The organism is Mycobacterium sp. C31M (genome assembly GCF_053345865.1).
Map to the genome: position 1 here is coordinate 104,699 of NZ_JBKFAX010000008.1, position 23,382 is coordinate 128,080.

Annotated in this window: 24 protein-coding genes; 12 read left to right on the plus strand and 12 right to left on the minus strand. The window is 66.4% G+C overall.

The features are described 5' to 3' along the window. Nucleotides 1-40 precede the first annotated feature (40 nt). The 4 genes from ACLBYA_RS13895 to ACLBYA_RS13910 are packed head-to-tail and all read right to left on the minus strand — an operon-like array spanning nt 41 to nt 3,683. On the minus strand, nt 41-442 hold the full coding sequence (locus ACLBYA_RS13895; RefSeq protein WP_447710001.1) for a nuclear transport factor 2 family protein: 402 nt from the start codon (nt 440-442) through the stop codon (nt 41-43). Beyond that, the gene (locus ACLBYA_RS13900) at nt 439-1,614 is read right to left on the minus strand and encodes a thiolase domain-containing protein (RefSeq protein ID WP_447710002.1); all 1,176 of its coding nucleotides are present in this window, start codon (nt 1,612-1,614) and stop codon (nt 439-441) included. The genes ACLBYA_RS13895 and ACLBYA_RS13900 overlap by 4 nt, the downstream gene beginning before the upstream one ends. Beyond that, nucleotides 1,614-2,669, minus strand: a complete 1,056-nt coding sequence (locus ACLBYA_RS13905) for a thiolase domain-containing protein (RefSeq protein WP_447710003.1) — start codon at nt 2,667-2,669, stop codon at nt 1,614-1,616. Before ACLBYA_RS13905 ends, ACLBYA_RS13900 begins: the two co-directional genes overlap by 1 nt. Before the next feature lie 12 nt (nt 2,670-2,681). Next, nucleotides 2,682-3,683 (minus strand): Zn-ribbon domain-containing OB-fold protein, encoded by a 1,002-nt coding sequence (locus ACLBYA_RS13910; RefSeq protein ID WP_447710004.1) that lies wholly within the window; start codon nt 3,681-3,683, stop codon nt 2,682-2,684. 58 nt (nt 3,684-3,741) lie between these two features. Between ACLBYA_RS13910 and ACLBYA_RS13915 the strand changes: the two genes are divergently transcribed. The 3 genes from ACLBYA_RS13915 to ACLBYA_RS13925 all read left to right on the plus strand — a co-directional run bounded on the left by ACLBYA_RS13915 (nt 3,742) and on the right by ACLBYA_RS13925 (nt 6,778). Beyond that, nucleotides 3,742-4,773, plus strand: a complete 1,032-nt coding sequence (locus tag ACLBYA_RS13915) for an LLM class F420-dependent oxidoreductase (protein ID WP_447710005.1) — start codon at nt 3,742-3,744, stop codon at nt 4,771-4,773. 104 nt (nt 4,774-4,877) lie between these two features. Next, nucleotides 4,878-5,558, plus strand: a complete 681-nt coding sequence (locus ACLBYA_RS13920) for an acetoacetate decarboxylase family protein (protein WP_447710161.1) — start codon at nt 4,878-4,880, stop codon at nt 5,556-5,558. Further along, on the plus strand, nt 5,555-6,778 hold the full coding sequence (locus ACLBYA_RS13925) for a cytochrome P450 (protein WP_447710006.1): 1,224 nt from the start codon (nt 5,555-5,557) through the stop codon (nt 6,776-6,778). The genes ACLBYA_RS13920 and ACLBYA_RS13925 overlap by 4 nt, the downstream gene beginning before the upstream one ends. On the opposite strand, the gene ACLBYA_RS13930 is transcribed toward ACLBYA_RS13925, so the two are convergent. Continuing rightward, entirely contained in the window at nt 6,775-7,248 is a 474-nt protein-coding gene (locus ACLBYA_RS13930; RefSeq protein WP_447710007.1) for a MarR family winged helix-turn-helix transcriptional regulator, read from the minus strand. The two genes, ACLBYA_RS13925 and ACLBYA_RS13930, sit on opposite strands and share 4 nt — an antisense overlap. Nucleotides 7,249-7,330: 82 nt before the next feature. Here ACLBYA_RS13930 and ACLBYA_RS13935 point away from each other — a divergent pair, with 82 nt between their 5' ends. Together ACLBYA_RS13935 and ACLBYA_RS13940 are read left to right on the plus strand one after the other, a co-directional pair. Beyond that, on the plus strand, nt 7,331-7,927 hold the full coding sequence (locus ACLBYA_RS13935; RefSeq protein ID WP_447710008.1) for an FMN-dependent NADH-azoreductase: 597 nt from the start codon (nt 7,331-7,333) through the stop codon (nt 7,925-7,927). Nucleotides 7,928-8,015: 88 nt separating this feature from the next. Then, a complete protein-coding gene (locus tag ACLBYA_RS13940) occupies nt 8,016-9,350 on the plus strand; it encodes an MFS transporter (RefSeq protein WP_447710009.1) in 1,335 nt (444 codons plus the stop codon). 51 nt (nt 9,351-9,401) lie between these two features. Here the strand turns inward: ACLBYA_RS13940 and ACLBYA_RS13945 are convergent, their stop codons facing one another. After that, entirely contained in the window at nt 9,402-10,202 is an 801-nt protein-coding gene (locus tag ACLBYA_RS13945; protein ID WP_447710010.1) for a crotonase/enoyl-CoA hydratase family protein, read from the minus strand. Between the two features lie 69 nt (nt 10,203-10,271). Here ACLBYA_RS13945 and ACLBYA_RS13950 point away from each other — a divergent pair, with 69 nt between their 5' ends. Beyond that, complete coding sequence (locus tag ACLBYA_RS13950; RefSeq protein WP_447710011.1) at nt 10,272-11,924, plus strand: acyl-CoA synthetase; 1,653 nt, start codon at nt 10,272-10,274, stop codon at nt 11,922-11,924. Between the two features lie 30 nt (nt 11,925-11,954). Next, nucleotides 11,955-13,085: an NAD(P)H-dependent flavin oxidoreductase gene (locus ACLBYA_RS13955; RefSeq protein WP_447710012.1), complete on the plus strand. Its 1,131-nt coding sequence runs from the start codon at nt 11,955-11,957 to the stop codon at nt 13,083-13,085. Here the strand turns inward: ACLBYA_RS13955 and ACLBYA_RS13960 are convergent. Further along, nucleotides 13,082-14,179, minus strand: coding sequence for a DNA alkylation repair protein (locus tag ACLBYA_RS13960; protein ID WP_447710013.1), 1,098 nt, complete (start codon nt 14,177-14,179; stop codon nt 13,082-13,084). The genes ACLBYA_RS13955 and ACLBYA_RS13960 overlap by 4 nt on opposite strands. A gap of 43 nt (nt 14,180-14,222) precedes the next feature. Here ACLBYA_RS13960 and ACLBYA_RS13965 point away from each other — a divergent pair, with 43 nt between their 5' ends. Further along, nucleotides 14,223-14,501 (plus strand): hypothetical protein, encoded by a 279-nt coding sequence (locus tag ACLBYA_RS13965; RefSeq protein WP_447710014.1) that lies wholly within the window; start codon nt 14,223-14,225, stop codon nt 14,499-14,501. On the opposite strand, the gene ACLBYA_RS13970 is transcribed toward ACLBYA_RS13965, so the two are convergent. The 5 genes from ACLBYA_RS13970 to ACLBYA_RS13990 form a co-directional block, all read right to left on the minus strand. Continuing rightward, on the minus strand, nt 14,491-15,219 hold the full coding sequence (locus tag ACLBYA_RS13970; RefSeq protein ID WP_447710015.1) for an LpqN/LpqT family lipoprotein: 729 nt from the start codon (nt 15,217-15,219) through the stop codon (nt 14,491-14,493). The genes ACLBYA_RS13965 and ACLBYA_RS13970 overlap by 11 nt on opposite strands. A 154-nt stretch (nt 15,220-15,373) precedes the next feature. After that, on the minus strand, nt 15,374-16,189 hold the full coding sequence (locus ACLBYA_RS13975; protein ID WP_447710016.1) for an SDR family NAD(P)-dependent oxidoreductase: 816 nt from the start codon (nt 16,187-16,189) through the stop codon (nt 15,374-15,376). Between the two features lie 50 nt (nt 16,190-16,239). Continuing rightward, the gene (fadD17, locus tag ACLBYA_RS13980) at nt 16,240-17,760 is read right to left on the minus strand and encodes a long-chain-fatty-acid--CoA ligase FadD17 (RefSeq protein WP_447710017.1); all 1,521 of its coding nucleotides are present in this window, start codon (nt 17,758-17,760) and stop codon (nt 16,240-16,242) included. A 4-nt stretch (nt 17,761-17,764) separates the two neighbouring features. Then, nucleotides 17,765-18,862, minus strand: a complete 1,098-nt coding sequence (locus ACLBYA_RS13985; protein WP_447710018.1) for an acyl-CoA dehydrogenase family protein — start codon at nt 18,860-18,862, stop codon at nt 17,765-17,767. A gap of 8 nt (nt 18,863-18,870) precedes the next feature. Beyond that, complete coding sequence (locus ACLBYA_RS13990; protein WP_447710019.1) at nt 18,871-20,052, minus strand: acyl-CoA dehydrogenase family protein; 1,182 nt, start codon at nt 20,050-20,052, stop codon at nt 18,871-18,873. 159 nt (nt 20,053-20,211) lie between these two features. On the opposite strand from ACLBYA_RS13990, the gene ACLBYA_RS13995 reads away from it, so the two are divergent. The 4 genes from ACLBYA_RS13995 (at nt 20,212) to ACLBYA_RS14010 (ending at nt 23,377) form a co-directional block, all read left to right on the plus strand. Further along, nucleotides 20,212-20,403 carry a ferredoxin gene (locus ACLBYA_RS13995; protein ID WP_447710020.1) on the plus strand — a complete coding sequence of 64 codons (192 nt, stop codon included), beginning with the start codon at nt 20,212-20,214 and terminating at the stop codon, nt 20,401-20,403. Nucleotides 20,404-20,425: 22 nt separating this feature from the next. Next, complete coding sequence (locus ACLBYA_RS14000) at nt 20,426-21,373, plus strand: 3-oxoacyl-ACP reductase (protein ID WP_447710021.1); 948 nt, start codon at nt 20,426-20,428, stop codon at nt 21,371-21,373. Nucleotides 21,374-21,645: 272 nt separating this feature from the next. Continuing rightward, nucleotides 21,646-22,410, plus strand: coding sequence for an MlaE family ABC transporter permease (locus ACLBYA_RS14005; protein ID WP_447710022.1), 765 nt, complete (start codon nt 21,646-21,648; stop codon nt 22,408-22,410). 124 nt (nt 22,411-22,534) lie between these two features. Further along, complete coding sequence (locus tag ACLBYA_RS14010) at nt 22,535-23,377, plus strand: MlaE family ABC transporter permease (protein WP_447710023.1); 843 nt, start codon at nt 22,535-22,537, stop codon at nt 23,375-23,377. Nucleotides 23,378-23,382 lie beyond the last annotated feature (5 nt).

A 23,382-nucleotide genomic window follows, 5' to 3' on the forward strand; every position in this document is an offset into this window, starting at 1 on the left:
AGAGGACGAAATCGCTTACCAGAGTACGCGATCGGCGGCATCACACCGGTGTGGCGCTGGCTGCGGCCTTCTCGAGCTCCCAGTACGCGCGTAGCGCAGCAATCTTGCCGTCATGGTTGACCCGATAGGTGAACACGCCTTCGGCGACGACGCGGTACCCGCTCGCAACGATCACGATATGGCCCGTGTTGGCTTCTTCGTCGCCGCAGACATAGGTCTTCTCAAAGTGGAATTCCAGCTGACTCGGCGCGATCGCCATGTCGAAGAAGGCCGCGATCGCCTCCTTGCCGCGGTGCCCGACTCCGTCCGGGTCGAAATGTGACGGCCCGATCGGGTCCTCGACGATCGCGTCGTCGGCGAACAGCGCCAACCAGGCGTCCTTGTCGCGGGCGGCGGCAGCCGCCCGCGAGGCCTGGCCGGCCAGGGTGACAGGAGCCGTCACTGTGCCGGCTTGTCCGCCCCGACGACCCACATCGAGTAGTACTGTGCGCCGCCGCCGTAGGCATGCCCGAGGGCCTTGCTGGCACCGGGCACCTGATGGTCACCCGCCTTGCCCATCACCTGGATGGCGGACTCGGCGAACCGGATCATCCCGGAGGCGCCGATCGGGTTGGAGGACAGCACGCCGCCGGAGGCGTTGAATGGGATGCGTCCGCCGATCGCGGTCTCACCCGCCTCGGTCAGCTTCCAGCCCTCACCCTCGGGGGCGAAGCCCAGGCTCTCCAGCCACATCGGCTCGTACCAGGAGAACGGCACGTACACCTCGGCGGCGTCGATCTCGTCGATCGGCGAGGTGATACCGGCGTCGCGCCACAACGCGGCGGCGGCGTCCCGGCTGGCCTGCGGATTGACCTGATCGCGGCCGGCATAGGCCAACGGTTCGGTGCGCAAGGCCGTGGCGTGGATCCAGGCGACCGGATTGCCGTTGGAAAGGTGCGCTTCCGCAGCCTCTTCGTTGCCGATGACCAGGGCCGCGGCGCCGTCGGAGGACGGGCAGGTCTCGTCGTAGCGGATCGGGTCCCACAGCATCGGGGACTGCATCACCTTCTCGACGGTGATATCGGGCTGATGCAGATGTGCCAGCGGGTTCTTGGCGCCGTTGAGTCGGTCCTTGACCGCGACGATGGCACCGATGTGGTTGGGTGCGCCGGAGCGACGGATGTAGGCGCGGATGTGCGGGGCGAAGTAACCACCCGCACCGGCACCGACGGGCTTGGTGAAGGGCACCGGAATGCTCAACGCCCACATGGCATTCGACTCGGACTGTTTCTCCCAGGCCATGGTCAGCACGCGCTTGTACTTGCCGGACTGCACCAGGCTCGCCGCGACGATCGCGGTCGAGCCACCCACCGAACCCGCGGTGTGCACCCGGATCAGCGGCTTGTTGGTCGCGCCCGTGGCGTCGGCCATGAACAGTTCGGGCATCATGACGCCCTCGAAGAAGTCGGGCGCCTTGCCGACCACCACGGCGTCGATATCGTCGAACGTGGATCCGGCATCGGCCAGCGCCCGGTCGATCGCCTCGCGCACGAGGCCGTTCATCGAGACGTCGTGGCGTTTGGCGACGTACTTGGTCTGCCCGGTTCCGAGCACCGCGGCGAGCTGTTTGGTCATTATTTGCCCTCCAGTACGGCGACCAGATTCTGTTGCAGCGCAGGGCCGCTGGTGGCATGGGCCAGCACACGCTGGGCCGAGCGAGAGAAGATGTGCTGTGCGGCGAAGCCGATGCGCTCCAGCCCGGCCGAGAACATCGGGTTGGCCGCCAGCGCACCGCCGGACGGGTTCACCTTCGTCTTCGAGCCCAGTCCGATGGCCTCGGTGAGGATCAGCTGCTGATGGGTGAAGGGCGCGTAGATCTCCGCGATGTCGACCGAACCGGTGTCTCCGCCCAGCGCCGCCTTGGCCGAGGCCGCGGTCGACGGGGAGGTGGTCAGATCGCGGGCTCCCAGGATCGGCGTCTCGATGCGGTGCTCGATACCGGTGATCCAGGCCGGGTTCTCCCGCAGTTCGCGGGCCTTGTCGCCGGCGGCCAGCACGATCGCCGCCGCACCGTCGGTGATCGGCGCGATGTCGTGGCGGCGCAGCGGGTCGGCGAAGTACGGCCGGGCCAGCAGTTCGTCGATGCTCCCGACGACCTCTTCACGGTCGGTACGTCCGCCTGCGGCATAGGAATCCAGCGCGACCTGGGCCATCTGCTCGGCGGTCCACTTGCCGTCGTCCAGACCGGCGCGGGCCTGCAGGCCGGCCATCGACACCGAATCCGGCCACAGCGGGGCGACGGTGTACGGATCGGTCTGCAGCGCCAGGACCCGGCGCAGGGTGCCCGCACTGGACTTGCCGAAGCCGTACACCAGCGCGGTCTCGACCTGTCCGGTGAGCAGCTTGATGTAGGCCTCGTACAGCGCCCAGGCCGCGTCCATCTCGACGTGGCTCTCGTTGATCGGCGGGATGGCGCCGATCGAGTCGATCGCGGAGATGAACGAGAAGGCGCGGCCGGCAAGGTAATCCGAGGATCCCGAGCACCAGAATCCGATGTCGGTCTGCTTGAGCCCGAGCTCTTCGTAGAGCTTGTGGAAACACGGCATCAGCATCTCGACGCCGTTGGTGGTGCCGTCGGTGCGGCGGACGTGGGGTGCGTGGGCGAAACCCACGACGGCAACGTCTGTCATCGGTGGGTTCCTTTACAGGTGGTGGCGGTAGGAGTCGTAATCGGCGTCGGGTTCGCCGGTGGGCTTGAAGTAGTCGATGTTGTCGATCCCCAGCCCCCACTCCTCGCGGGGCTTCCACACGGCCTGCACGCGCATTCCCATCCGCACATCGGCGGGGTCGATCTCGGTGACCAGGTGCAGGAAAGGGATATCGGCGCCGTCGAGCAGCACGTAGGCAGCCACATACGGGGGCTTGATGCGCTGTCCTGGGAACGGGATGTTGATGACCGCGTAGGTCGTCACGGTGCCCTGATCCGGGAGTTCGATGAACTCGTCGAGTTCCAGGCCGGTGGCCGGATCGGCCTCCTTGGGCGGGAAGTACACCTTGCCCGGCTTGCCGTCGCGACCGGACTTGGTGCGACCGCCCAGCAGCTTGCCCTCTTCGAGTGCCTTGAGGAAGGTGGTCTCCGGTAGCGACGCGGTGTGCTGGATCTCGATGAAACTCGGGGTCACCTGCACGGTGACCGGATCGAGGTCGTCGGGTGCGCCCTCGGGCTCCGCATCCTCACCGGACAGGAAGTAGGCGATGTCGGTGATCGCGCCGACGGGCTCGTCGACCCAGTGCGCGTGCACCCGGTCGCCGGTCTTGATCGCACCTTCCTCGGCCGCGACGGCATGCAGCAGCGGGGTGTCCGCGCCGTCGAGCAGGATCAGCGCCCAGGCGAACGGGCGGTCCAGCGGCTGGCCCTCCAGTGGGGTGGACTGCCACGTCCAGGACTGCACGGTGCCCACGGGACTGACGGGCACGACCTCGGTCAATGCCGCGTAGGTGACGGGGTCATACTCGGCGGGTGGGACATGTACCCGACCGTCCGATCCGCGCACGCCGACAATGCGTCGCGTCCGCAGCGCGGTGAAGAACTGGGACAGGAGCGGTCCAACTGAACGGGTGTAGTCGAATGAGAGCTTCAGCGGAGCCGAGAGGGGCCGCTCATGCTTGTCGATCTGCACCGGGCTGCTTTGGCCTGTGGTCACGGCATCGAGTAGAACAGGTTCTAAGAATGGTTTCAACCATGGGTCTGGAGGCGGTTCGATGAAGCTGGGTTTGCAACTGGGTTATTGGGGCGCGCAGCCGCCGACCAACCATGCGGAACTCGTCGCCGCCGCGGAGGAGGCGAACTTCGACACCGTCTTCACCGCCGAGGCCTGGGGCTCGGATGCCTACACCCCGTTGTCCTGGTGGGGGCGTGAGACCACGCGGATGCGACTGGGCACCTCGGTGCTGCAGCTGTCGGCGCGCACGCCCACCGCGTGCGCGATGGCCGCGCTGACGCTGGACCATCTTTCCGGTGGTCGGCACATCGTCGGCCTCGGCGTCTCGGGCCCGCAGGTCGTCGAGGGTTGGTACGGCGCGAAGTTCCCCAAGCCGCTGGCCCGCACCCGTGAGTACATCGACATCATGCGCCAGGTGTGGGCGCGTGAGGCCCCCGTGCGCAGCGACGGCCCGCATTACCCGCTGCCGCTGACCGGCGAGGGCACCACCGGACTGGGCAAGAACCTCAAGCCCATCACCCATCCGCTGCGCGCCGACATCCCGATCATGCTCGGCGCCGAGGGGCCGAAGAACGTCGCGCTGGCCGCCGAGATCGCCGACGGCTGGCTGCCCATCTTCTACTCGCCGCGCATTGCCGGCATGTACAACGAATGGCTCGACGAGGGCTTCGCCCGGCCGGGGGCCCGGCGCACCCGGGAGACCTTCGAGATCTGCGCGACGGCGCAGGTCGTGGTCACCGATGACCGCCCGGCGATCATGGAGCTGATGAAGCCGCACCTGGCGCTCTACATGGGCGGCATGGGCGCCGAGGGCACCAACTTCCACGCCGACGTGTACCGCCGGATGGGCTACGCCGAGGTCGTCGACGATGTCACCAAGCTCTTCCGCAACGACAAGAAAGACGAAGCGGCCAAGATCATCCCGGACGAACTGGTCGACGACTCGGCGATCGTCGGCAACCTGGAGTACGTCAAGGAGCAGATCAAGGCGTGGGAGGCCTCCGGGGTGACGATGATGGTCGTCGGCGCCCGGTCGGTGGAGCAGATCAAGGATCTCGCCGCTCTCGTCTGACCCGCGACTAGACACTTCCTTGCAATGTGTCTACTCCGGGTTCTACATTGGGGCGCGTGACCCACGCCACATCGCAGTACGTGATCGCGGGCGAGACCGTGACCATGCCCGTGCGGATCCGCACCGCGCAGCAGCACATGGCCATGTTCTCGGTGGACGCCGACGCGGCACAAGCCATGATCGACTACAGCGGCCTGACCGTCTGCCGGTACCGGCCCGGCAAGTCCGTCGTGGTGCTGATGCTGATGCGCTACATCGACGGCGACCTCGGCCCGTACCTGGAGTACGGCACCAACGTCATGGTGAACCCGCCCGGCTCCAGCGCATCCGGGTTCAAGGCGCTGGGGGAGGCGGGCGCCTTCATCCACCACCTGCCAGTCGACGGCGAGTTCACGTGTGCGGCCGGTCGCCAGATCTGGGGCTACCCGAAGGTGTTGGCCGACTTCGTCGTTCGCGACGGACACACCTTTTCGTTCGACACCTCGGTGGACGGGCAGCTCGCGGTCGGCATGGATTTCAAGCCCGGCCTGCCGGTCCCTGCGGCGTTCTCGGGCAAGCCGCAGGTGCACCCGACCTACTCGCATCTCGACGGCGTCACCAGGCTGACATCCGGGCAGATGGCGATGACCGGCGTGCGCTACCGGCCCGGTGGCGTCACGGTGCGCCTCGGTGATCACCCGTACGGACGCGAACTGGCCGCCCTGGGATTCCCCAAGCGTGCCATGTTCTCCGGTTCCGCCGCCAACGTCGAGATGACCTTCGCCGACGCCGAGGAGATTGCATGACCGAAGTTCTTGCTCAGGCGACGCCCGATACCAAGCCGGATGTCGACCTGGCCGACGGCCGGTTCTACGCCGACGGCAACGCCCGCGAGGCGTATCGATGGATGCGGGCGCATGAGCCGGTGTTCCGGGACCGCAACGGCCAGGCCGCCGCGGCCAGCCATGCCGCGGTGCTCGACGCCGAGCGCAACCCCGAGCTGTTCTCCAATGCCGGCGGGATCCGTCCCGATCAGCCGGGCATGCCCTACATGATCGACATGGATGATCCGGCACATCTGTTGCGCCGCAAGCTCGTCAACGCCGGCTTCACCCGCAAGCGGGTGATGGACAAACTGCCCTCCATCGGCAACCTGTGCGACACCCTGATCGATGCGGTGTGCGAAAAGGGTGAGTGTGATTTCGTCCGCGATATCGCCGCGCCGCTGCCGATGGCCGTGATCGGTGACATGCTCGGGGTGCTGCCCGAGGAACGGGAACTGCTGCTCAAGTGGTCCGATGATCTGGTCTGCGGGCTCAGCTCGCATGTCGACGAGCAGACCGTGCAGATGCTGATGGACACCTTCGCCGCCTACACCGCCTTCACCATGGAGGTCATCACCGACCGGCGTGCCAACCCGCGCGACGATCTGTTCTCCATCCTGGTGAACTCCGAGGTCGAGGGGCAGCGGATGGAGGACGCCGAGATCGTCATGGAGACGCTGCTGATCCTCATCGGCGGGGACGAGACGACCCGGCACACACTGTCCGGCGGCACCGAACAGCTTCTGCGCCACCAGGATCAGTGGGCGGCGCTGACGGCCGATCCGGGCAAGCTGCCCGGCGCAATCGAGGAGATGCTGCGCTGGACGTCCCCGGTGAAGAACATGTGCCGCACGCTGACCGCCGACACCGAGTTCTACGGCCAGGCGCTGCGCAAGGACGAGAAGATCATGCTGATGTTCGAGTCCGCGAACTTCGACGAGGAGGTGTTCGGCGACCCGCAGAACTTCCGGATCGACCGGACGCCGAACAACCACGTCGCCTTCGGTTTCGGCACCCACTTCTGCATGGGTAATCAGCTGGCCCGACTCGAACTCAAGATCATGATCGAGAAGGTGCTGCAACGGCTTCCCGATCTGCGGCTGGCCGATGCGAACATGCTGCCGTTGCGGCCGGCCAACTTCGTCAGTGGTCTGGAGTCCATGCCGGTGGTGTTCACGCCGACGAAACCTGTTCTGGCCTAGCAGCTTTCATCGACGATTCGGCAGACCGCGTCGGGTTGACCGCCGGTGACGGTCGCCGCCCGCTGCAGCAGTCCGTGCAGATCGGCCAGTTCGGTCTGCGTCAGGCCGGCGAACATCCGGTGCTCCAGGGTCGCCAGCACGGCCTCGGCCTCGCGGAGTCGCTGGGCGCCCGCATCGGTCAACAGCACGGTGTGCCGTCGCCGGTCCCGAGGTGAGCGTCGGCGTTGAACCAGGTCGGCGGATTCGAGTTCGTTGAGCAGCGCGACCACGTTCGTCGGGTCGATGCCCAGTGAATCGGCCAGATCCGACTGGTTCTGCTCACCGAAATCGCGCAGCAGCGTCAGCGCGATGATGTGCCGTGTCCGCAAGCCGACCTTGGCGACCTCGATATCGGCGGCGCCGCGTAACCGTCGCAACACCAGATCCAGCAGGGGGCCGAGCAGCAACTCGTGGCGTGGCTGGTCGGTCACGGCGCCAGCGTACGGGAATTTGACGAACTCCTGTGTCGTATAGATAGTTAGTACAACGCAAACTATCTATGAGGAGTTAATGATGTCGCACCTTCTTCACCTCGACTCGTCGGTCCAGGGCGAGCAGTCGGCCAGCCGCCGGCTCACCGCCCGCGCGGCCGAGGGCTGGCGTGCCGCCCACCCCGGTGGCACGGTGACCTACCGCGACCTGTTCGCCGACCCGCTGCCGCACCTGGACCCGCGCACCTCGGCCGGGCTCAGCGAGGTTCTGATCGACGAGGTCAAGGCGGCCGACACGATCGTCCTCGGGCTGCCGCTGTACAACTTCGGACCGCCGAGCACCGTCAAGGCGTGGGTGGACCACCTGGTTGCACACGGCCTGTCCATCGATGCGCAGACCGGCGCTGGACTGCTCGGCGGTACCGACCTGGTCGCCATCGAGACACGTGGCGGTGGCTATGGCCCCGGCACGCCGCGCGCGGGCTGGGATCATTCGCAGGGCTGGCTGACCCACGGGGTGTCGCTGACCGGCCTGACGCCCCGATTCGTTGTCGTCGAGCTGACGATGGCGGAGACCAATCCCGCGATGGCCGAGCTCAGGGGCCGGGCAGCGCAGAGCCTGGCCGAGGGGCAAGCGCAGATCGATGCGCTGTGGGATGTGCAGGAGATCGCCGTGTGACTACGGCCAATGTGAGGACTCTGCAAGAAAACGAACGGATTCGCCGAAGGGTTTTCCGTCGGGCGGACTGATCGCACAGGATGTGGCCATGACCACATCGACACCGACGTCACCGAGGGCCCAGACCCGCCGCGCCATCTGGAACACACTGCGGGGGTCCTCTGGCAACCTCGTCGAGTGGTACGACGTGTACATCTACACGGTGTTCGCCGCGTACTTCGAGGGCCAGTTCTTCGACGAATCCGAGAAGAACTCGACGATCTACGTCTACGCGATCTTCGCCGTCACCTTCCTGATGCGCCCCGTCGGATCCTGGTTCTTCGGCCGGTACGCCGACCGGCGCGGCCGCCGCGCCGCGCTGACCGTCAGCGTGTCGCTGATGGCGGCGTGCTCGATGGTGATCGCACTGGTGCCTTCACAGGCCACCATCGGGATCGCGGCACCGATCATCCTGATCCTCGCTCGGCTGGTGCAAGGCTTCGCCACCGGCGGTGAATACGGCACGTCGGCCACCTACATGTCCGAGGCGGCCACCCGTGAACGACGGGGTTTCTTCTCGTCGTTCCAATACGTGACGCTGGTCGGCGGGCACGTCCTGGCGCAGTTCACCCTGCTGGTGCTCGATGTCTTCCTCACCGACGACCAGCTGCGCGATTTCGGTTGGCGCATCGGCTTCGCCATCGGCGGTGTGGCCGCGGTGGTCGTCTTCTGGCTGCGGCGCTCGATGGACGAGTCGCTGTCCGCCGAACAGCTCGCTGCGGTGGCCACCGGCGCGGACACCAGTTCGGGATCGATGCGGGAGCTGTTCAACCGGTACTGGAAGCCACTGCTGCTGTGCTTCCTGATCACCCTCGGCGGCACCGTGGCGTTCTACACCTACAGCGTCAACGCGCCGGCCATCGTGAAGGCCACTTACAAGGACCAGGCGATGACCGCCACCTGGGTCAACCTGATCGGGCTGATCTTCCTGATGCTGCTGCAGCCCGTCGGAGGCATGATCAGCGACCGGGTGGGCCGCAAACCGCTACTGCTGTGGTTCGGGTTCGGTGGTCTGATCTACACCTACGTGCTGATCACCTATCTGCCGCAGACGCATTCGCCGATCATGTCGTTCCTGCTGGTGGCCGTCGGCTACATCATCCTGACCGGCTACACCTCGATCAACGCACTGGTGAAATCCGAGCTCTTCCCGTCGCACGTGCGCGCACTCGGCGTGGGAGTCGGCTACGCCCTGGCCAATTCGATGTTCGGCGGCACCGCGCCACTGATCTACACCGCACTCAAGGAGCGTGACCAGGTGCCGCTGTTCATCGGTTACGTCACCGTCTGCATCGCTATCTCGCTGGTGGTGTACCTGTTCTTCCTGAAGAACAAGTCCAGCACCTACCTGGACCGCGAGCAGGGCGAGGCGTTTCTACGGTGATTTGTGGAGTCTCAGCCGTAATCAGTGCGGCTGAGACTCCACAAATCGCAGTTATTTCATCTGAAAGTTGGGGGCCCGCTTCTCCTTGAAGGCCAGCGGGCCCTCCTTGGCGTCGGCGGACAGGAAGACCGGGATGCCGTTGGCGGTATCGGGCTTGAACGCGTCGAGCTCGTGCATGCCCTCGGTCTCACGGATGGTCTTCAGGATCGCCTGCACCGCCAGCGGGCCGTTGTTGTTGATGATCTCGGCGATCTCGAGGGCCTTGTCCAGCGCGGTGCCGTCCGGCACGACGTGGCCGATCAGCCCGTACTCCAGCGCCTGGGCCGCGGTGATGTGCCGTCCGGTCAGCAGCATGTCGCACGCGATGGTGTACGGAATCTGGCGGACCAGGCGCACGGCGGAGCCGCCCATCGGGTACAGGCTCCACTTGGCCTCGGAGATGCCGAACTTCGCGCTCTCGCCGGCGACGCGGATATCGGTGCCCTGCAGGATCTCGGTGCCACCGGCGATGGCGGGCCCCTCGACCGCGGCGATCAGCGGCTTGGTGAGACGACGACCCTTCAGCAGGCCGTCGATTCGCGACGGGTCGTAGCTGCCGTCCTTGAACGAGTCGCCCGGCGGCTTCTTGGTCGCGCCCTTGAGGTCCATGCCGGCGCAGAAGTAGCCGCCGGCGCCGGTCAGGATGCAGCTGCGGATCTCCGGGTCGCTGTCGACACGATCCCAGGCCTCGACCATGATCGAGAGCATCTCGCCGGACAGTGCGTTACGCGCCTCGGGCCGGTTGAGCGTCACGATGAGGGTGTGTCCGCGCTGCTCGATGAGGGCGTCGGGCCCCTTTTCGGTCTCGCTCACGACAGTCCGCCTCTCTGTGTTCCGACCCCAGACTTGTCACGAAATGTAACACGTTCTAGTTTAGGTGCCATGGCCCTGAACATCGCCGATCTCGCCGAGCATGCCATCGACGCCGTGCCGGACCGCGTAGCCCTCATCTGTGGGGATGAACAGCTGACCTACGCCCAGCTTGAGGAGAGGGCCAACCGCCTGGCCCACTACCTCAAGGACCAGGGTGTCAAGAAGGACGACAAGGTCGGGCTGTATTGCCGCAACCGCATCGAGATCGTGATCGGGATGCTCGGCATCGTGAAGGCCGGCGCCATCCTGGTCAACGTCAACTTCCGCTACGTCGAGGGTGAGCTGAAGTACCTGTTCGAGAACTCGGACATGGTCGCGCTGATCCACGAGCGCCGCTACGCCGACCGGGTGGACAACGTGCTGCCCGAGACCCCGAACGTCAAGACGGTCCTGGTCGTCGAGGACGGCAGCGACGACGACTTCGCCCGCTACGGCGGCGTGCCCTTCGAGGACGCCCTGGCGCTCGGCTCACCGGAGCGCGATTTCGGCCCGCGCAGCGCCGACGATATCTACCTGCTCTACACCGGCGGCACCACCGGATTTCCCAAGGGTGTGATGTGGCGCCACGAGGACATCTACCGAGTGCTGTTCGGCGGCACCGACTTCGCCACCGGCGAACCGATCGCCGACGAATACGACCTGTCGAAGCAGGCCGCCGCGAACGCCCCGATGATCCGGCTGCCCATTCCGCCGATGATCCACGGCGCGACCCAGTCGGCCACCTGGATGGCACTGTTCTCCGGCCAGACCGTGGTGCTGACACCGGAATTCGATGCCGACCAGGTCTGGCGACTGATCCACGACCACAAGGTCAACCTGCTGTTCTTCACCGGTGACGCGATGGCCCGTCCGCTGTTGGATGCCCTGCTCGCCCATCAGGATGAGGGGAACACCTACGACCTCTCGAGCCTGTTTTTGCTCGCCAGCACGGCGGCGTTGTTCTCCACCAGCCTCAAGGAGAAGTTCCTCGAGCTGCTGCCCAACCGCGTCATCACCGACTCGATCGGTTCCTCGGAGACCGGATTCGGCGGCACCAGCATCGTGGCCAAGGGCCAGAGCCACACCGGCGGTCCCCGGGTCACCATCGACAAGAACACCAAGGTCCTCGACGAGGACGGCAACCCTGTTGTCCCCGGGTCCGGCGTGCGCGGCATCATCGCCAAATGCGGGCACATCCCGGTCGGCTACTTCAAGGACGAGAAGAAGACCGCCGAGACCTTCCGCACCTATCACGGTGTGCGGTACGCGATCCCGGGTGACTACGCCGAGGTCGAGGCCGATGGCAGTGTGACGATGCTGGGACGCGGTTCGGTATCGATCAACTCCGGCGGCGAGAAGATCTATCCCGAAGAGGTCGAGGCCGCCCTCAAGGGGCATCCCGATGTGTTCGACGCCCTGGTCGTCGGTGTGCCCGACGAGCGGTTCGGTCAGCATGTCGCCGCCGTCGTGCAGGCCCGTGAGGGCACCCAGCCGACGCTGGCATCACTGGACGCCCATGTCCGCACAGAGATCGCGGGATACAAAGTGCCGCGCAGCCTTTGGTTGGTCGACGAGGTGAAGCGCTCTCCGGCGGGCAAGCCCGACTACCGGTGGGCCAAGGACACCACCGAAGATCGCGCCGCCGATGACGTACACGCCAATCATGCGGGGGCCAAAGCATGACCGCGCGAGCGAAGCGACGGGAGAAATAACATGCGCACCGAACTCTGCGAACGGTTCGGGATCGAATACCCGATCTTCGTCTTCACCCCGTCGGAGAAGGTGGCCGCCGCGGTCAGCAAGGCCGGCGGTCTCGGTGTGCTGGGCTGCGTGCGGTTCAACGACGCGGACGACCTGGAGAACGTCCTGCAGTGGATGGACGCCAACACCGACGGCAAGCCCTACGGTGTGGACATCGTGATGCCGGCCAAGGTGCCCACCGAGGGCACCAGTGTCGACATCAACAAGCTGATCCCGGAGGCACACCGCGATTTCGTCGCCAAGACGCTCGCCGACCTCGGGGTGCCGCCGCTGCCTGAGGACGAAGAGAAGTCCGAGGGTGTGCTGGGCTGGCTGCATTCGGTGGCCCGCAGCCATGTCGAGGTCGCGCTCAAGCACCCGATCAAGCTGATCGCCAATGCACTCGGTTCCCCGCCCAAGGACGTCATCGATCAGGCGCATGCCGCCGGTGTTCCGGTGGCCGCACTGGCCGGCAGTGCCAAACATGCGCTGCGCCATGCCGAGAACGGTGTGGACATCGTCGTCGCGCAGGGCCACGAGGCCGGCGGGCACACCGGTGAGATCGGTTCGGTGGTCTTGTGGCCGGAGGTCGTGGATGGGCTGCGCGCGCTCGGCCATCAGAATCCGGTGCTCGCCGCTGGCGGTATCGGCACCGGCCGCCAGGTTGCCGCGGCGTTGGCCCTTGGCGCACAGGGCGTCTGGATGGGTTCGGCATTCCTGACCTCGGCCGAATACGACCTCGGGGTGCGGCAGTCCTCCGGTGTCTCGACCATTCAGCAGGCGATGCTGGATGCCACCTCGGCGGACACCGTGCGGCGCAAGATCTACACCGGCAAGCCGGCCCGACTGCTCAAGAGCCGCTGGACCGATGCCTGGGACGCCGACGGTGCCCCGGACCCGCTGCCGATGCCGCTGCAGAACATCCTCGTCAGCGAGGCCCATCAGCGGATGAACGAGTCCGCGGATCCGACCGCGGTCGCCATGCCGGTCGGTCAGATCGTGGGCCGGATGAACGAGATCCGGCCCGTCGCCGATATCATCGCCGAACTGGTGAGCGGATTCGACGATGCCTCGCAGAAGCTCGACAAGATCCGCGAGGCTTAGTCGGCGAGTAGCTCGAACTCGACCGGGGCCGAGGCCTTTCCGTTGACCCGGATATCGACCGCATGGATGCCCGGGTAGTAGCGGCGGGTGGTGATGGGGCGAAGCGAATGCGCCTTGCTGACCGTCAAGGACTCCCCGGGCGCCAACGATCGGGTGGTCAGCTTGAACACCTTGGCCGTCCGCGTGCCGTTGGCCTTGCGGTGGTGCACCGCGTAATCGATGACGAGCTGGGCCGATTCGGATCCGTCGTTACGGATGGCCGCGGAGAAGGTGATGGTGCCGCCGTAGGGCACCGCGACGATATCGAGTTCCGGGCCCGTGATGCGGACCGTGGCCGCACCGAATCCCAACAATCCCAGCGCGCCCGGGTCACCACGCTTGACCAGCGTGCGCAGGGCATGGCGGACCAGGGCCGGGGTGTTGGCATCGGGTGACCGAAGCCAGCGGCCGGCGACCTCGACCACCAGCGCGGTCTGGTCGCGGCTCAGGTCGTTGAGGTGGTTGGCCACCGACCGGCGAACGACCGGATCCGGGTCGCGGTAGAGCGCATCCAGGATGGGCACCGTGCTCTCCGGCTCGGCGAGGATGTCGGGAACCCTTGTGGCCCAGGGCAGGTAGGGGCGGGTACCCTCGGATGCCAGTCGGCGTACGGCGGCATCCGGTGACGACGGCCAGGTCCGGACCGCGGTCAACGCCCGGCCCAGGTTGTGACGCAGCATGGTACGGATGGCAAACTCGGCGGTCAGCCGCGGTGTGAGTTCGGCGAGCAATGCCAATCCGTCGTCGAACGCCGCGTCGGTGTCGTCGGAGACCGCGCGGTCGGCGACAGCCGTCGTCACCGGCCACACCATCCACCCGTCGAAGCGGGTGGTGCTGGTCAGCGCAGTCCGCACCGCACCCGCCAGTGCCGGGTAGTCCTCGGGAATGTCGGCCAGCAGCGCATCACGCAGGGCGTCGGCACGGGCCCGGAGCGGCAGCGGCGCGAGTGCGGACCCGGCGGCCGCGGTGTTCGACATCGGTCGCGACGGCGCCCGGAACGCATCAACAAGCGCGCGGGCGGTGTCGGCGTTGATCAGTTCCTCGGCCAGCGGCATGCGCCGAGCGTAGCTACGGCCACCGACACGCGATGATGCCTGGGTGAACGATGCCGAGCGGATCGTCTTGGTGAAGTGGAGTCCGGCGTTGGCGGCTGGTGCGCTGGCGGTCACCGCGCTGTTCTGGCTGGTGCCCCTGGGCTATCTGGTCGCAGGGGCCTACACCGGATCCGACCTGTTACTGCGCGGGGCGGGCTGTACGACGGCTGGTATCGCTACACCGTCTCGCCATACAGCGATGCCGGCGCCCGCATCGAAGCTGCGGTGCGCCGGCATCGTCCACAGATGTGGTTGGGGCCGGTCCTACACGACTAGGGCGTGATGACCGTATCCGAATCGATCACATCGGTTGCCGCGCTGACGATATCGGCCTGATCCTCGAGTCCGTCGGCGTTGAGCTGGAGCACGTACAGTCCGTCCGCGCCTGGGATCACCACCGTCTTCTGCGCCACGATCTTGGTCAGCCCCTCCTGGTCCCACGTGCCGCCGAGCTGGAAGGCATCGAACCCGCTGAGGGTGCTCTCGGCACCCTCGTTCCAGCCCTCGTAGCCCGGCAGGTTCTGTAGCTCGCCGGCGGCCAGTTCCAGAATCTTGGCCGGGTCGACGTTGCCGGTCAGCTTCGACACCAGGGCCACGATGCTGGGTGTGTACTCCGCCGCCTCCGGCCCGGTGTAGACGATTGCGCCATAGGCCCATTCGGGAGTGTCGGGGCCGGCGTCCTCCCAGCCGTCCGGGAACGGCAGGTCGATGGTGGGTGAGCCCGGATCGCCGCGCTGGATCGGCGTCTCCTGGATACCGTTGTCCTGGATATAGCTGGCAATCGTCTCGTTCGGTCCGGTGCTGTCGGTGACCTCGTCACGAGGGGCGACCTTGGGCTTGGTGGTCTCCGGCTCGGATTCTGCGGTGCTGGACCGTGCCGATGTGGACTCCGCCGCGGTGGGCGTGCCCTCGGTGGTCTTGCTGTCCGAGCCGCACCCGGACAGCAGCAAGCCGACAGTGGCGGCCACGGCCGCGAAACCGGTGAGCGCAGATGCTCTCATTGATGAACTCCTCATGGCGAAAGTCGAACTCATGGCAAATGCTGGCGTGCTCATTGTCGAAGGCGAGCGTAGTCCACAGATGCCTGCTACGCGGTAGGTAGAACTACTCGAATACCGCGGACGTGTTTTGTCTCGACCTCGTCAGCAAATTCTCTTACGATTGTTGGCCCGGTCCCAGCCGGTAGTCCCCGGTCACCGGATCGTGATACCAGCCGCCGGCGGCCTGGGTGCCGCCGTCGACATGCAGGGTCTGGCCGGTGACGTAGCCGGCCAGATCGGAAGCCAGGAACACCGCGGCACCGGCCATTTCGTCGACGTGGCCGGCTCGCTCCAGGGGCACCATCCGGGCCGCGTTCGCCAGCCGCTGCGGCCCGGCCATGGCCTCCAGCCCCTCGGTGAGGGTGAAGTCGGGGGCCAATCCGTTGACCCGGATGCGGTGCTCGGCGAGTTCCAGCGCCGCGGTGCGGGTGTAGTTGATGACCCCGGCCTTGGCGGCGGCGTAGGCCGCGTATCCCGGGGCGGCCCGCACACCCTCGATCGAGGTGATGTTGATGATGCTGCCGCCGTGCCCACCCGCGACCATCACCCGTGCGACGCGCTGCGTGCACAGCAGCACCTGGCGCAAGTTGGCGCGGTACAGTGCGTCCCAGGCATTCTCGGAGGTCTCCAGCAGAGGTGATGCGAAGGTGCCGCCGGCATTGTTGACCAGGATGTGCACCGAGCCGAACTCGGTGACCGTGCGGGACAGGGCAGCGTCGACCGCCGAGGAATCGCGGACATCGGTGACCAGCCCCAGGCCGTCGACCTCGGCGGCTGCCGCGGCACAGGACACCTCATCGCGTTCCCAGATCGCCACCCGGGCGCCGAACGCGGCCAGTCCGGCCGCGATTCCGCGCCCGATCCCGGTGCCGCCACCGGTGACGACGGCGACGCGGCCGGCCAGTGACACGCTGTCCGGGGTGATGGGCATGTGCGGACCATAACCCGCCGACGGTGTCGAGAGGCGAGTTCTGCCGCGGCTTACGTCGGGCGTGGACGGGTGATCGGGTGGACCGGGTCCGGGCAGTCCAGGCCTTGGGCGGACAGTTCGCGTTTGAGCACCTTGAACGTCTCGGTGCGCGGCAGGGTTGCGGCAATCATGATGAAGGACGGCCACTGTTTGGGACCCAGATCGGGCTGCTGATCCAGGAACGCCACCAGCTCCTCGACGTCGAGTTCCCGTCCGGGGTTCGGTACCAGTGCCGCCATCACCCGATCGCCGACGGCGGGATCGGGGATCGGGTACACCGCGGCCTCGGCAATGTCGATATGGCGCAGCAGGATCCGCTCGATGGGTGCGGTCCCCAGATTCTCGCCGTCGACCCGCATCCAGTCGCCGAGGCGGCCGGCGAAGTAGAGGTAACCGGCCTCGTCCCGGTAGGCCAGGTCTCCGGAGTGGTAGACGCCGCCGGCCATCCGATCGGTCTCGGCGTCGGGGGAGTTGTAGTAGCCCCGAAACCAGCCCGCCCCGGTCGGATTGACGATCTCGCCGACCACGCCGGGCGGACACGGTGCACCGGTCTCGACATCGATGATCGCCACCTCGTCGGTCAACGGACCCAGTGAACCGTCGGGGGTGTCCGGGGTCCGGGCGATCGCGACCCCGCCCTCGGTGGAACCGAATCCGTCGACCACCCGCACGCCGAAACGCTCCGCGAAACGCGGCAGATCACGCGGTGCACCCTCGTTGCCGTAGAGGAATTTCAATGGGTTGTCGGCATCGTCGGGCCGCTGCGGCGTGGCCAGGATGTAGGACAGCGGTTTGCCGACATAATTGGCATAGGTGGCGCCGAAGCGGCGCGCATCCGGGATGAACTGCGATGCGGAGAACTTGCGCCGCAGGGCGATCGACGCACCGGCGGCCGCGGCCACCGCCCAGCCCGCCATGATCGCGTTGGAGTGGAACAACGGCATGGACAGATAGCAGGTATCGGCCGGACCGAGCCCGAACCGCTCGGCCAGCATCCGGCCCGGGAAAGCGACTTTGTCCTGGGTCACCCGGACCGCCTTGGGATCACCGCTGGTGCCCGAGGTGAAGATCAGCATGAACAGGTCGTCGCCGGTGAGATCGGCGAACGTCACCGGGGTGTCGGCATACCCGGCGAGTTCGGCTGCCCAGCCATCCGATTCGACGTCGACGGCGTCCACGCCGTCGGGAACCACCGCACCGGAATCGGCCAATACGAACTGACAGTCGGCACGTTCGATATCGGCGAGCAGCGCCGCGCCCCGTCGGGTCGGGTTGAGCCCGACCGGCACCAGCCCGGACAGGCCGGCGGCCACCAACACCGTGGAGAAGAACGGGGTGTTGCCCAGCAACACCCCGACGTGTGGCGGTCGCGACGGGTCCAGTCGTGCCCGCAAGGCGGCGGCCAGTCTGGCCCCCGCGGCGATATGGTCCCGCCAGGACGTGAACGAATCTTCGTCGTGGACACCACGATCGGTGACATCGACCAGCGGTGCCAGCAGCTCACCGACGGTGGGTCCGGTCGATCGGTGCACTTTGTCAGACGGGGGTGTCGGCCAGTTCGCGACCGATCCGCAGCAGCTGCCCGGTCGCGCTGCCCACCGCGAACTCGGTCTGCTTGGCAGCCAGGAAGTAACGATGGATCGGGTGGTCCATGTCGATGCCGACACCGCCGTGCACATGCACCACGGTATGTACCACGCGGTGCCCGGCATCGGCGGCCCAGAAGGCGGCGCTGGCGACGTCGATATCGGCAGGGAGATCTTCGGACAGCCGCCATGCGGCCTGCGTCAGTGTCGAGCGCAGCGCCTTGACGTCGATGTACCCGTCGGCCAGTCGCGCGGACACCGCCTGGAAGCTGCCGATCGGGCGGTCGAACTGTTCGCGTTCCCGGGCGTACTGGGCGGTGAGCTCCAGTGCCCGCTCCAGCACACCGAGCTGAAAGGCGCTGCGGCCCAGCGCATGATGCACGGTCAGCCAGTCGAGGACCTCAGCACCACCGATCAGGCGGGTAGCGTCGACCGACGTTCCGCTCAGTTCGAGGTGGCCGATGGTGCCGTGACCGGTGGTGTCCAGCGTGGACACCGTGACACCGGGATCGTCGACGGACACCAGGAAGACCTGCGTACCGACCTCGGCCTCCGCGGGTACCAGGAACGCATCGGCCACCGGGCCGAACGCGACCTGGGTGCGCGATCCGGTCAGCCGGAACCCGGTGCCGTCCTGCTGGGCCTGAACCGGGCCCTGGCCCATCTCACCGTCGAGCGCAACGGCAAGCACCTTGGCGCCGTTGACGGCGGGGACCGCCCAGTCCTGCTGCAGCTGCGTGGAACCGAACTTCTCCAGCGCTCCGGCCGCCAGCACCGCAGACTCCAGGTAGGGCACTGCGGCCAATTGCCGGCCGAGTGCGGTCAGCACCGCGGCCTGCTCCAGCACGCCGAACCCGCCGCCGCCCAACGATTCCGGGGCCGCGGTCGACAGGATGTCGGCCTCGATGAGCTTGCTCCACAGGTCACGGTCGAACCGCTGCTCCAGGCCGTCGAGAACACGCTGATGCTCGGGGGTGACCACCGACTCGGTGATGGTGCGGACCAGGCCGCCCAGGTCGACGGATGCTTCAGTGGGTGTGAAATCCATTGTCGTTCCTATCGATTCACTCGGGGCAGGCCGAGCGCGACCATGCCGATGATGTCACGCTGGATCTCGTTGGTGCCGCCGCCGAAGGTCAGGATCAGGCATGACCGGTGCATCCGTTCGATGCGGCCGCGCAGCACGGCGCCGGCGGAGCCCGACCGCAGTGTCGCCGAGGTGCCGAGCACCTCCATGAGCAGCCGGTAGGCCTCGGTGGCCAGTTCGGTGCCGAACACTTTGGCCGCCGACGCGTCGGCGGGCGAGGGTGCGGCGTCGGTGGCCGAGGCGAGTTCCCAGTTGATCAGCTTCAGGACCTCGGCCTTGGCATGCACCCGGGCCAGGTTCAGTTGCACCCACTCCGAGTCGATCAGCCGCTTGCCGTGCACATCCTTGGTGTTCTGGGCCCACTCGCGAACCGCGCCCAGCGCCACGAAGATCGGCTGGGCCGAGACCAATGCGACGCGCTCGTGGTTGAGCTGGTTGGTGACCAGCTTCCAGCCGGCGTTCTCCTCGCCGACCAGTGCCGATTTGGGAACACGGACATCCTGGTAGTAGGTGGCGCTGGTGTCCACACCGGACATGGTGTGCACCGGCGTCCAGGAGAAACCCTCGGCGGTCGTGGGCACGATGAGCATCGAGATGCCGCGGTGCTTCTTGGCTTCGGGGTTGGTGCGCACCGCCAGCCACACGTAATCGGCGTACGCGATCAGGCTGGTCCACATCTTCTGGCCGTTGATCACGTAGTCGTCGCCGTCATGCACCGCGGTGGTGCGCAGCGACGCGAGGTCGGTGCCCGCACCCGGTTCGGAGTAACCGATGGAGAAGTGCAGTTGGCCCGCGGCGATCTTGGGCAGGAAGAACTTCTTCTGCTCCTCGGTGCCGAAGTGCATGATCGTCGGAGCCACGCTGTTGATGGTCAGGAACGGCACCGGGACGTTGGCGATGGACGCCTCGTCGTTGAAGATCAATCCGTCCATCGGCGGGCGGGCCTGGCCGCCGTACTCGGTGGGCCACGACAGGGTGAGCCAGCCGTCCTTGCCCATCTGCTCGACGGTTTCGCGGTAGACGTTGCCGCGGCCCATCTCGCCGTCGCTGGCCGCCAGCGCCTCGGCCCGCTCGGGCGTCATCAGTTTGGTGAAGTACGACCGCAGTTCGCGGCGCAACTCCTCCTGCTCGGCGGTGTAACCGATCCGCATGGCGACATCCTCACTGTCGGGTTGGAGCCGGGCGCCCCGGGACAATCGAAGCACCCCTCGATATCCTGGTTGTAACACGTTCTAGTCTTGCGGTCCAGGGCGGTACCGTTAGCCTGCACATGGGCACACAGCCCGTGCCCGGAGCGCGAGGAGGTTCAGATGCACGTAGAAGTCGACCATGACCGTTGCGAAGGCAACGCGGTGTGTGTCGGGATTGCCCCCGACCTGTTCGATCTCGATGACGACGACTATGCCGTCGTGAAAGCCGACCCGGTACCCGCCGACCAGGAGGATCTGGCCGAGCAGTCCGTGGCCGAATGCCCTCGGGCTGCCCTCATCCGCAAAGACTGAAGAGACTAGAGGTATTCATACCGTGCCTTTGAACAGCCCGACGGCCGCTGAAGCAGCGACCAACGACAACCCCATCGACCTGTCCGGAAAGGTCGCGGTCGTCACCGGCGCGGCCGCCGGCCTGGGCCGGGCCGAGGCGATCGGCCTGGCCCGAGCCGGCGCCACGGTGGTGGTCAACGACATGGCCGGCGCGCTCGACAAGTCCGATGTGCTGGCCGAGATCGAGGCGGCCGGGTCCAAGGGCATCGCCGTGGCCGGCGATATCAGCGCCCGCAGCACCGCCGATGAGCTGATCGAGACCGCCGACCGGCTCGGTGGGCTGGGCATCGTGGTCAACAATGCCGGGATCACCCGGGATCGCATGTTGTTCAACATGTCCGACGAGGACTGGGACGCGGTGGTCGCCGTGCATCTGCGCGGGCATTTCCTGTTGACCCGCAATGCGGCCACGTACTGGAAGGCCAAGGCCAAGGAGTCTGCCGATGGGCAGGTGTACGGCCGGATCGTGAACACCTCGTCGGAGGCCGGCCTGGCCGGGCCGGTCGGCCAGGCCAATTACGGTGCGGCCAAGGCCGGTATCACCGCGTTGACGTTGTCGGCGGCCCGCGGTCTGAGCCGCTACGGGGTGCGTGCCAACGCCATCGCGCCACGCGCACGGACCGCGATGACCGCCGATGTGTTCGGTGACGCTCCCGAACTGACGGCGGGCCAGGTCGACGGTCTGTCACCCGATCACGTCGTGACCCTGGTGGCCTTCCTGTCCTCCCCGGCGGCGCACGCCGTCAACGGTCAGCTGTTCATCGTCTACGGCCCGACGGTCACCCTGGTGGCCGCTCCCACGGTGGCCGAGCGCTTCACCGCCGACGCCGATGCCTGGGATCCCGCGGCGCTGAGTACGACGCTGGGCAACTACTTTGCTGAACGCGATCCGGAAATCGGATTCTCCGCGACTGAACTCATGGGTTCTTGAGTTTGGAGAACCTGATATTCGCAGGTTTGATCCTGCTAGAACACGTTCTAGAATGACGTCGATCACATGCGCTGTGACCAGCGTAAATGGGAGATTTTCACGAAGATTGCGGTTCTTTGACACTGTGAACGTGTTCTAGTTAGTATGAGCCCGCTCACTAAGGCCAGCGCGCAAATCAGGGGTGGAAAGCCCGCCGGAGCGAACAGATTCCCGATATTGTCGGGGTCTTCGCCAGTGTGGACCTGTAACCCCGTTCGAGAATGGAGTCGAGGTTGATCGAACAGCTTGCGGCTCCGGCGCGGGCCGTGGGCGGGTTCGTCGAAATGACCATCGACACCTTCGTGAAGATGTTCCGCAGGCCCTTCCAATTCCGTGAGTTCCTCGACCAGACCTGGATGATCGCGCGGGTGTCGTTGGTGCCGACGCTGCTGGTGTCGATCCCGTTCACCGTGCTGGTGGCCTTCACGCTGAACATCCTGCTGCGCGAGATCGGTGCCGCCGACCTGTCGGGGGCGGGTACCGCATTCGGCACCATCACCCAGCTGGGCCCGGTCGTCACGGTGCTGGTGGTCGCAGGTGCCGGCGCCACCGCCATCTGCGCCGACCTCGGTGCCCGCACCATCCGCGAGGAGATCGACGCCATGCGGGTGCTGGGCATCGATCCGATCCAGCGACTGGTGGTGCCCCGGGTGCTCGCCTCGACCTTCGTGGCGGTACTGCTCAACGGTCTGGTGTGTGCGATCGGCCTGTCCGGTGGCTATGTCTTCTCGGTGTTCCTGCAGGGGGTCAACCCGGGGGCGTTCATCAACGGTCTGACCATCCTGACCGGTCTCGGCGAGTTGGTGCTCGCCATGTTCAAGGCCTTGCTCTTCGGGTTGTTGGCAGGGCTGGTCGGGTGCTACCGCGGCCTGACCGTGCAGGGCGGGCCCAAGGGCGTCGGCATCGCCGTCAACGAAACCGTGGTGTACGCGTTCATCTGCCTGTTCGTCGTGAACGTCATCCTGACCGCCGTCGGTGTCCGGGTTCTGGAGCGCTGATGAGAGAGCTTCGCCGCCAAGCGGTCCCGAACACGGCCGGTCGGCCGGGAGATGACGATCACGATCCCGGTCGACACCTCCTTGCTAACGCAATGATTAATGTGTGCCGGACGACGAGACGCCCATGAGTTACGACGCGACACTTCGGCTCCGCCGATTCTTCCGGGGCGTGCCCCGCACGGTGGACAGCATCGGCGAGCAGGCGCTGTTCTACGGCGAGTCGATGCGCTACATCCCCAACGCCGTCACCCGGTACCGCAAGGAGACCATCCGGCTGGTCGCCGAGATGACCATGGGCGCGGGTGCGCTGGTGATGATCGGCGGCACCGTCGGCGTCGCCGCGTTCCTCACGCTGGCCTCCGGTGGTGTCATTGCCGTGCAGGGCTATTCGTCGCTGGGCAACATCGGCATCGAGGCATTGACCGGCTTCCTGTCGGCCTTCCTCAACGTGCGCATCGTCGCACCGGTGATCGCCGGTATCGCCCTGGCCGCCACCATCGGCGCAGGCACCACCGCGCAACTCGGTGCGATGCGGGTGGCCGAGGAGATCGACGCCGTGGAAGCGATGGCGGTGCATGCGGTTTCGTATCTGGTGTCCACCCGCATCATCGCCGGGCTGATCGCCATCGTGCCGCTGTACTCGCTGTCGGTGCTCGCGGCGTTCTTCGCGGCCAGATTCACCACGGTGTTCATCAACGGCCAGAGTGCGGGCCTGTATGACCACTACTTCAACACCTTCCTGATACCGAGCGACCTGCTGTGGTCGTTCCTGCAGGCAATCGTCATGTCGGTCGCGGTCATGCTGGTGCACACCTACTACGGCTACAACGCTTCCGGCGGTCCGGTCGGCGTGGGTATCGCCGTGGGCCAGGCCGTGCGCACCTCGCTGATCGTGGTTGTCACCATCACCCTGTTCATCTCACTCGCCGTGTACGGCGCGTCCGGCAACTTCAACCTGTCGGGGTAGGGCAG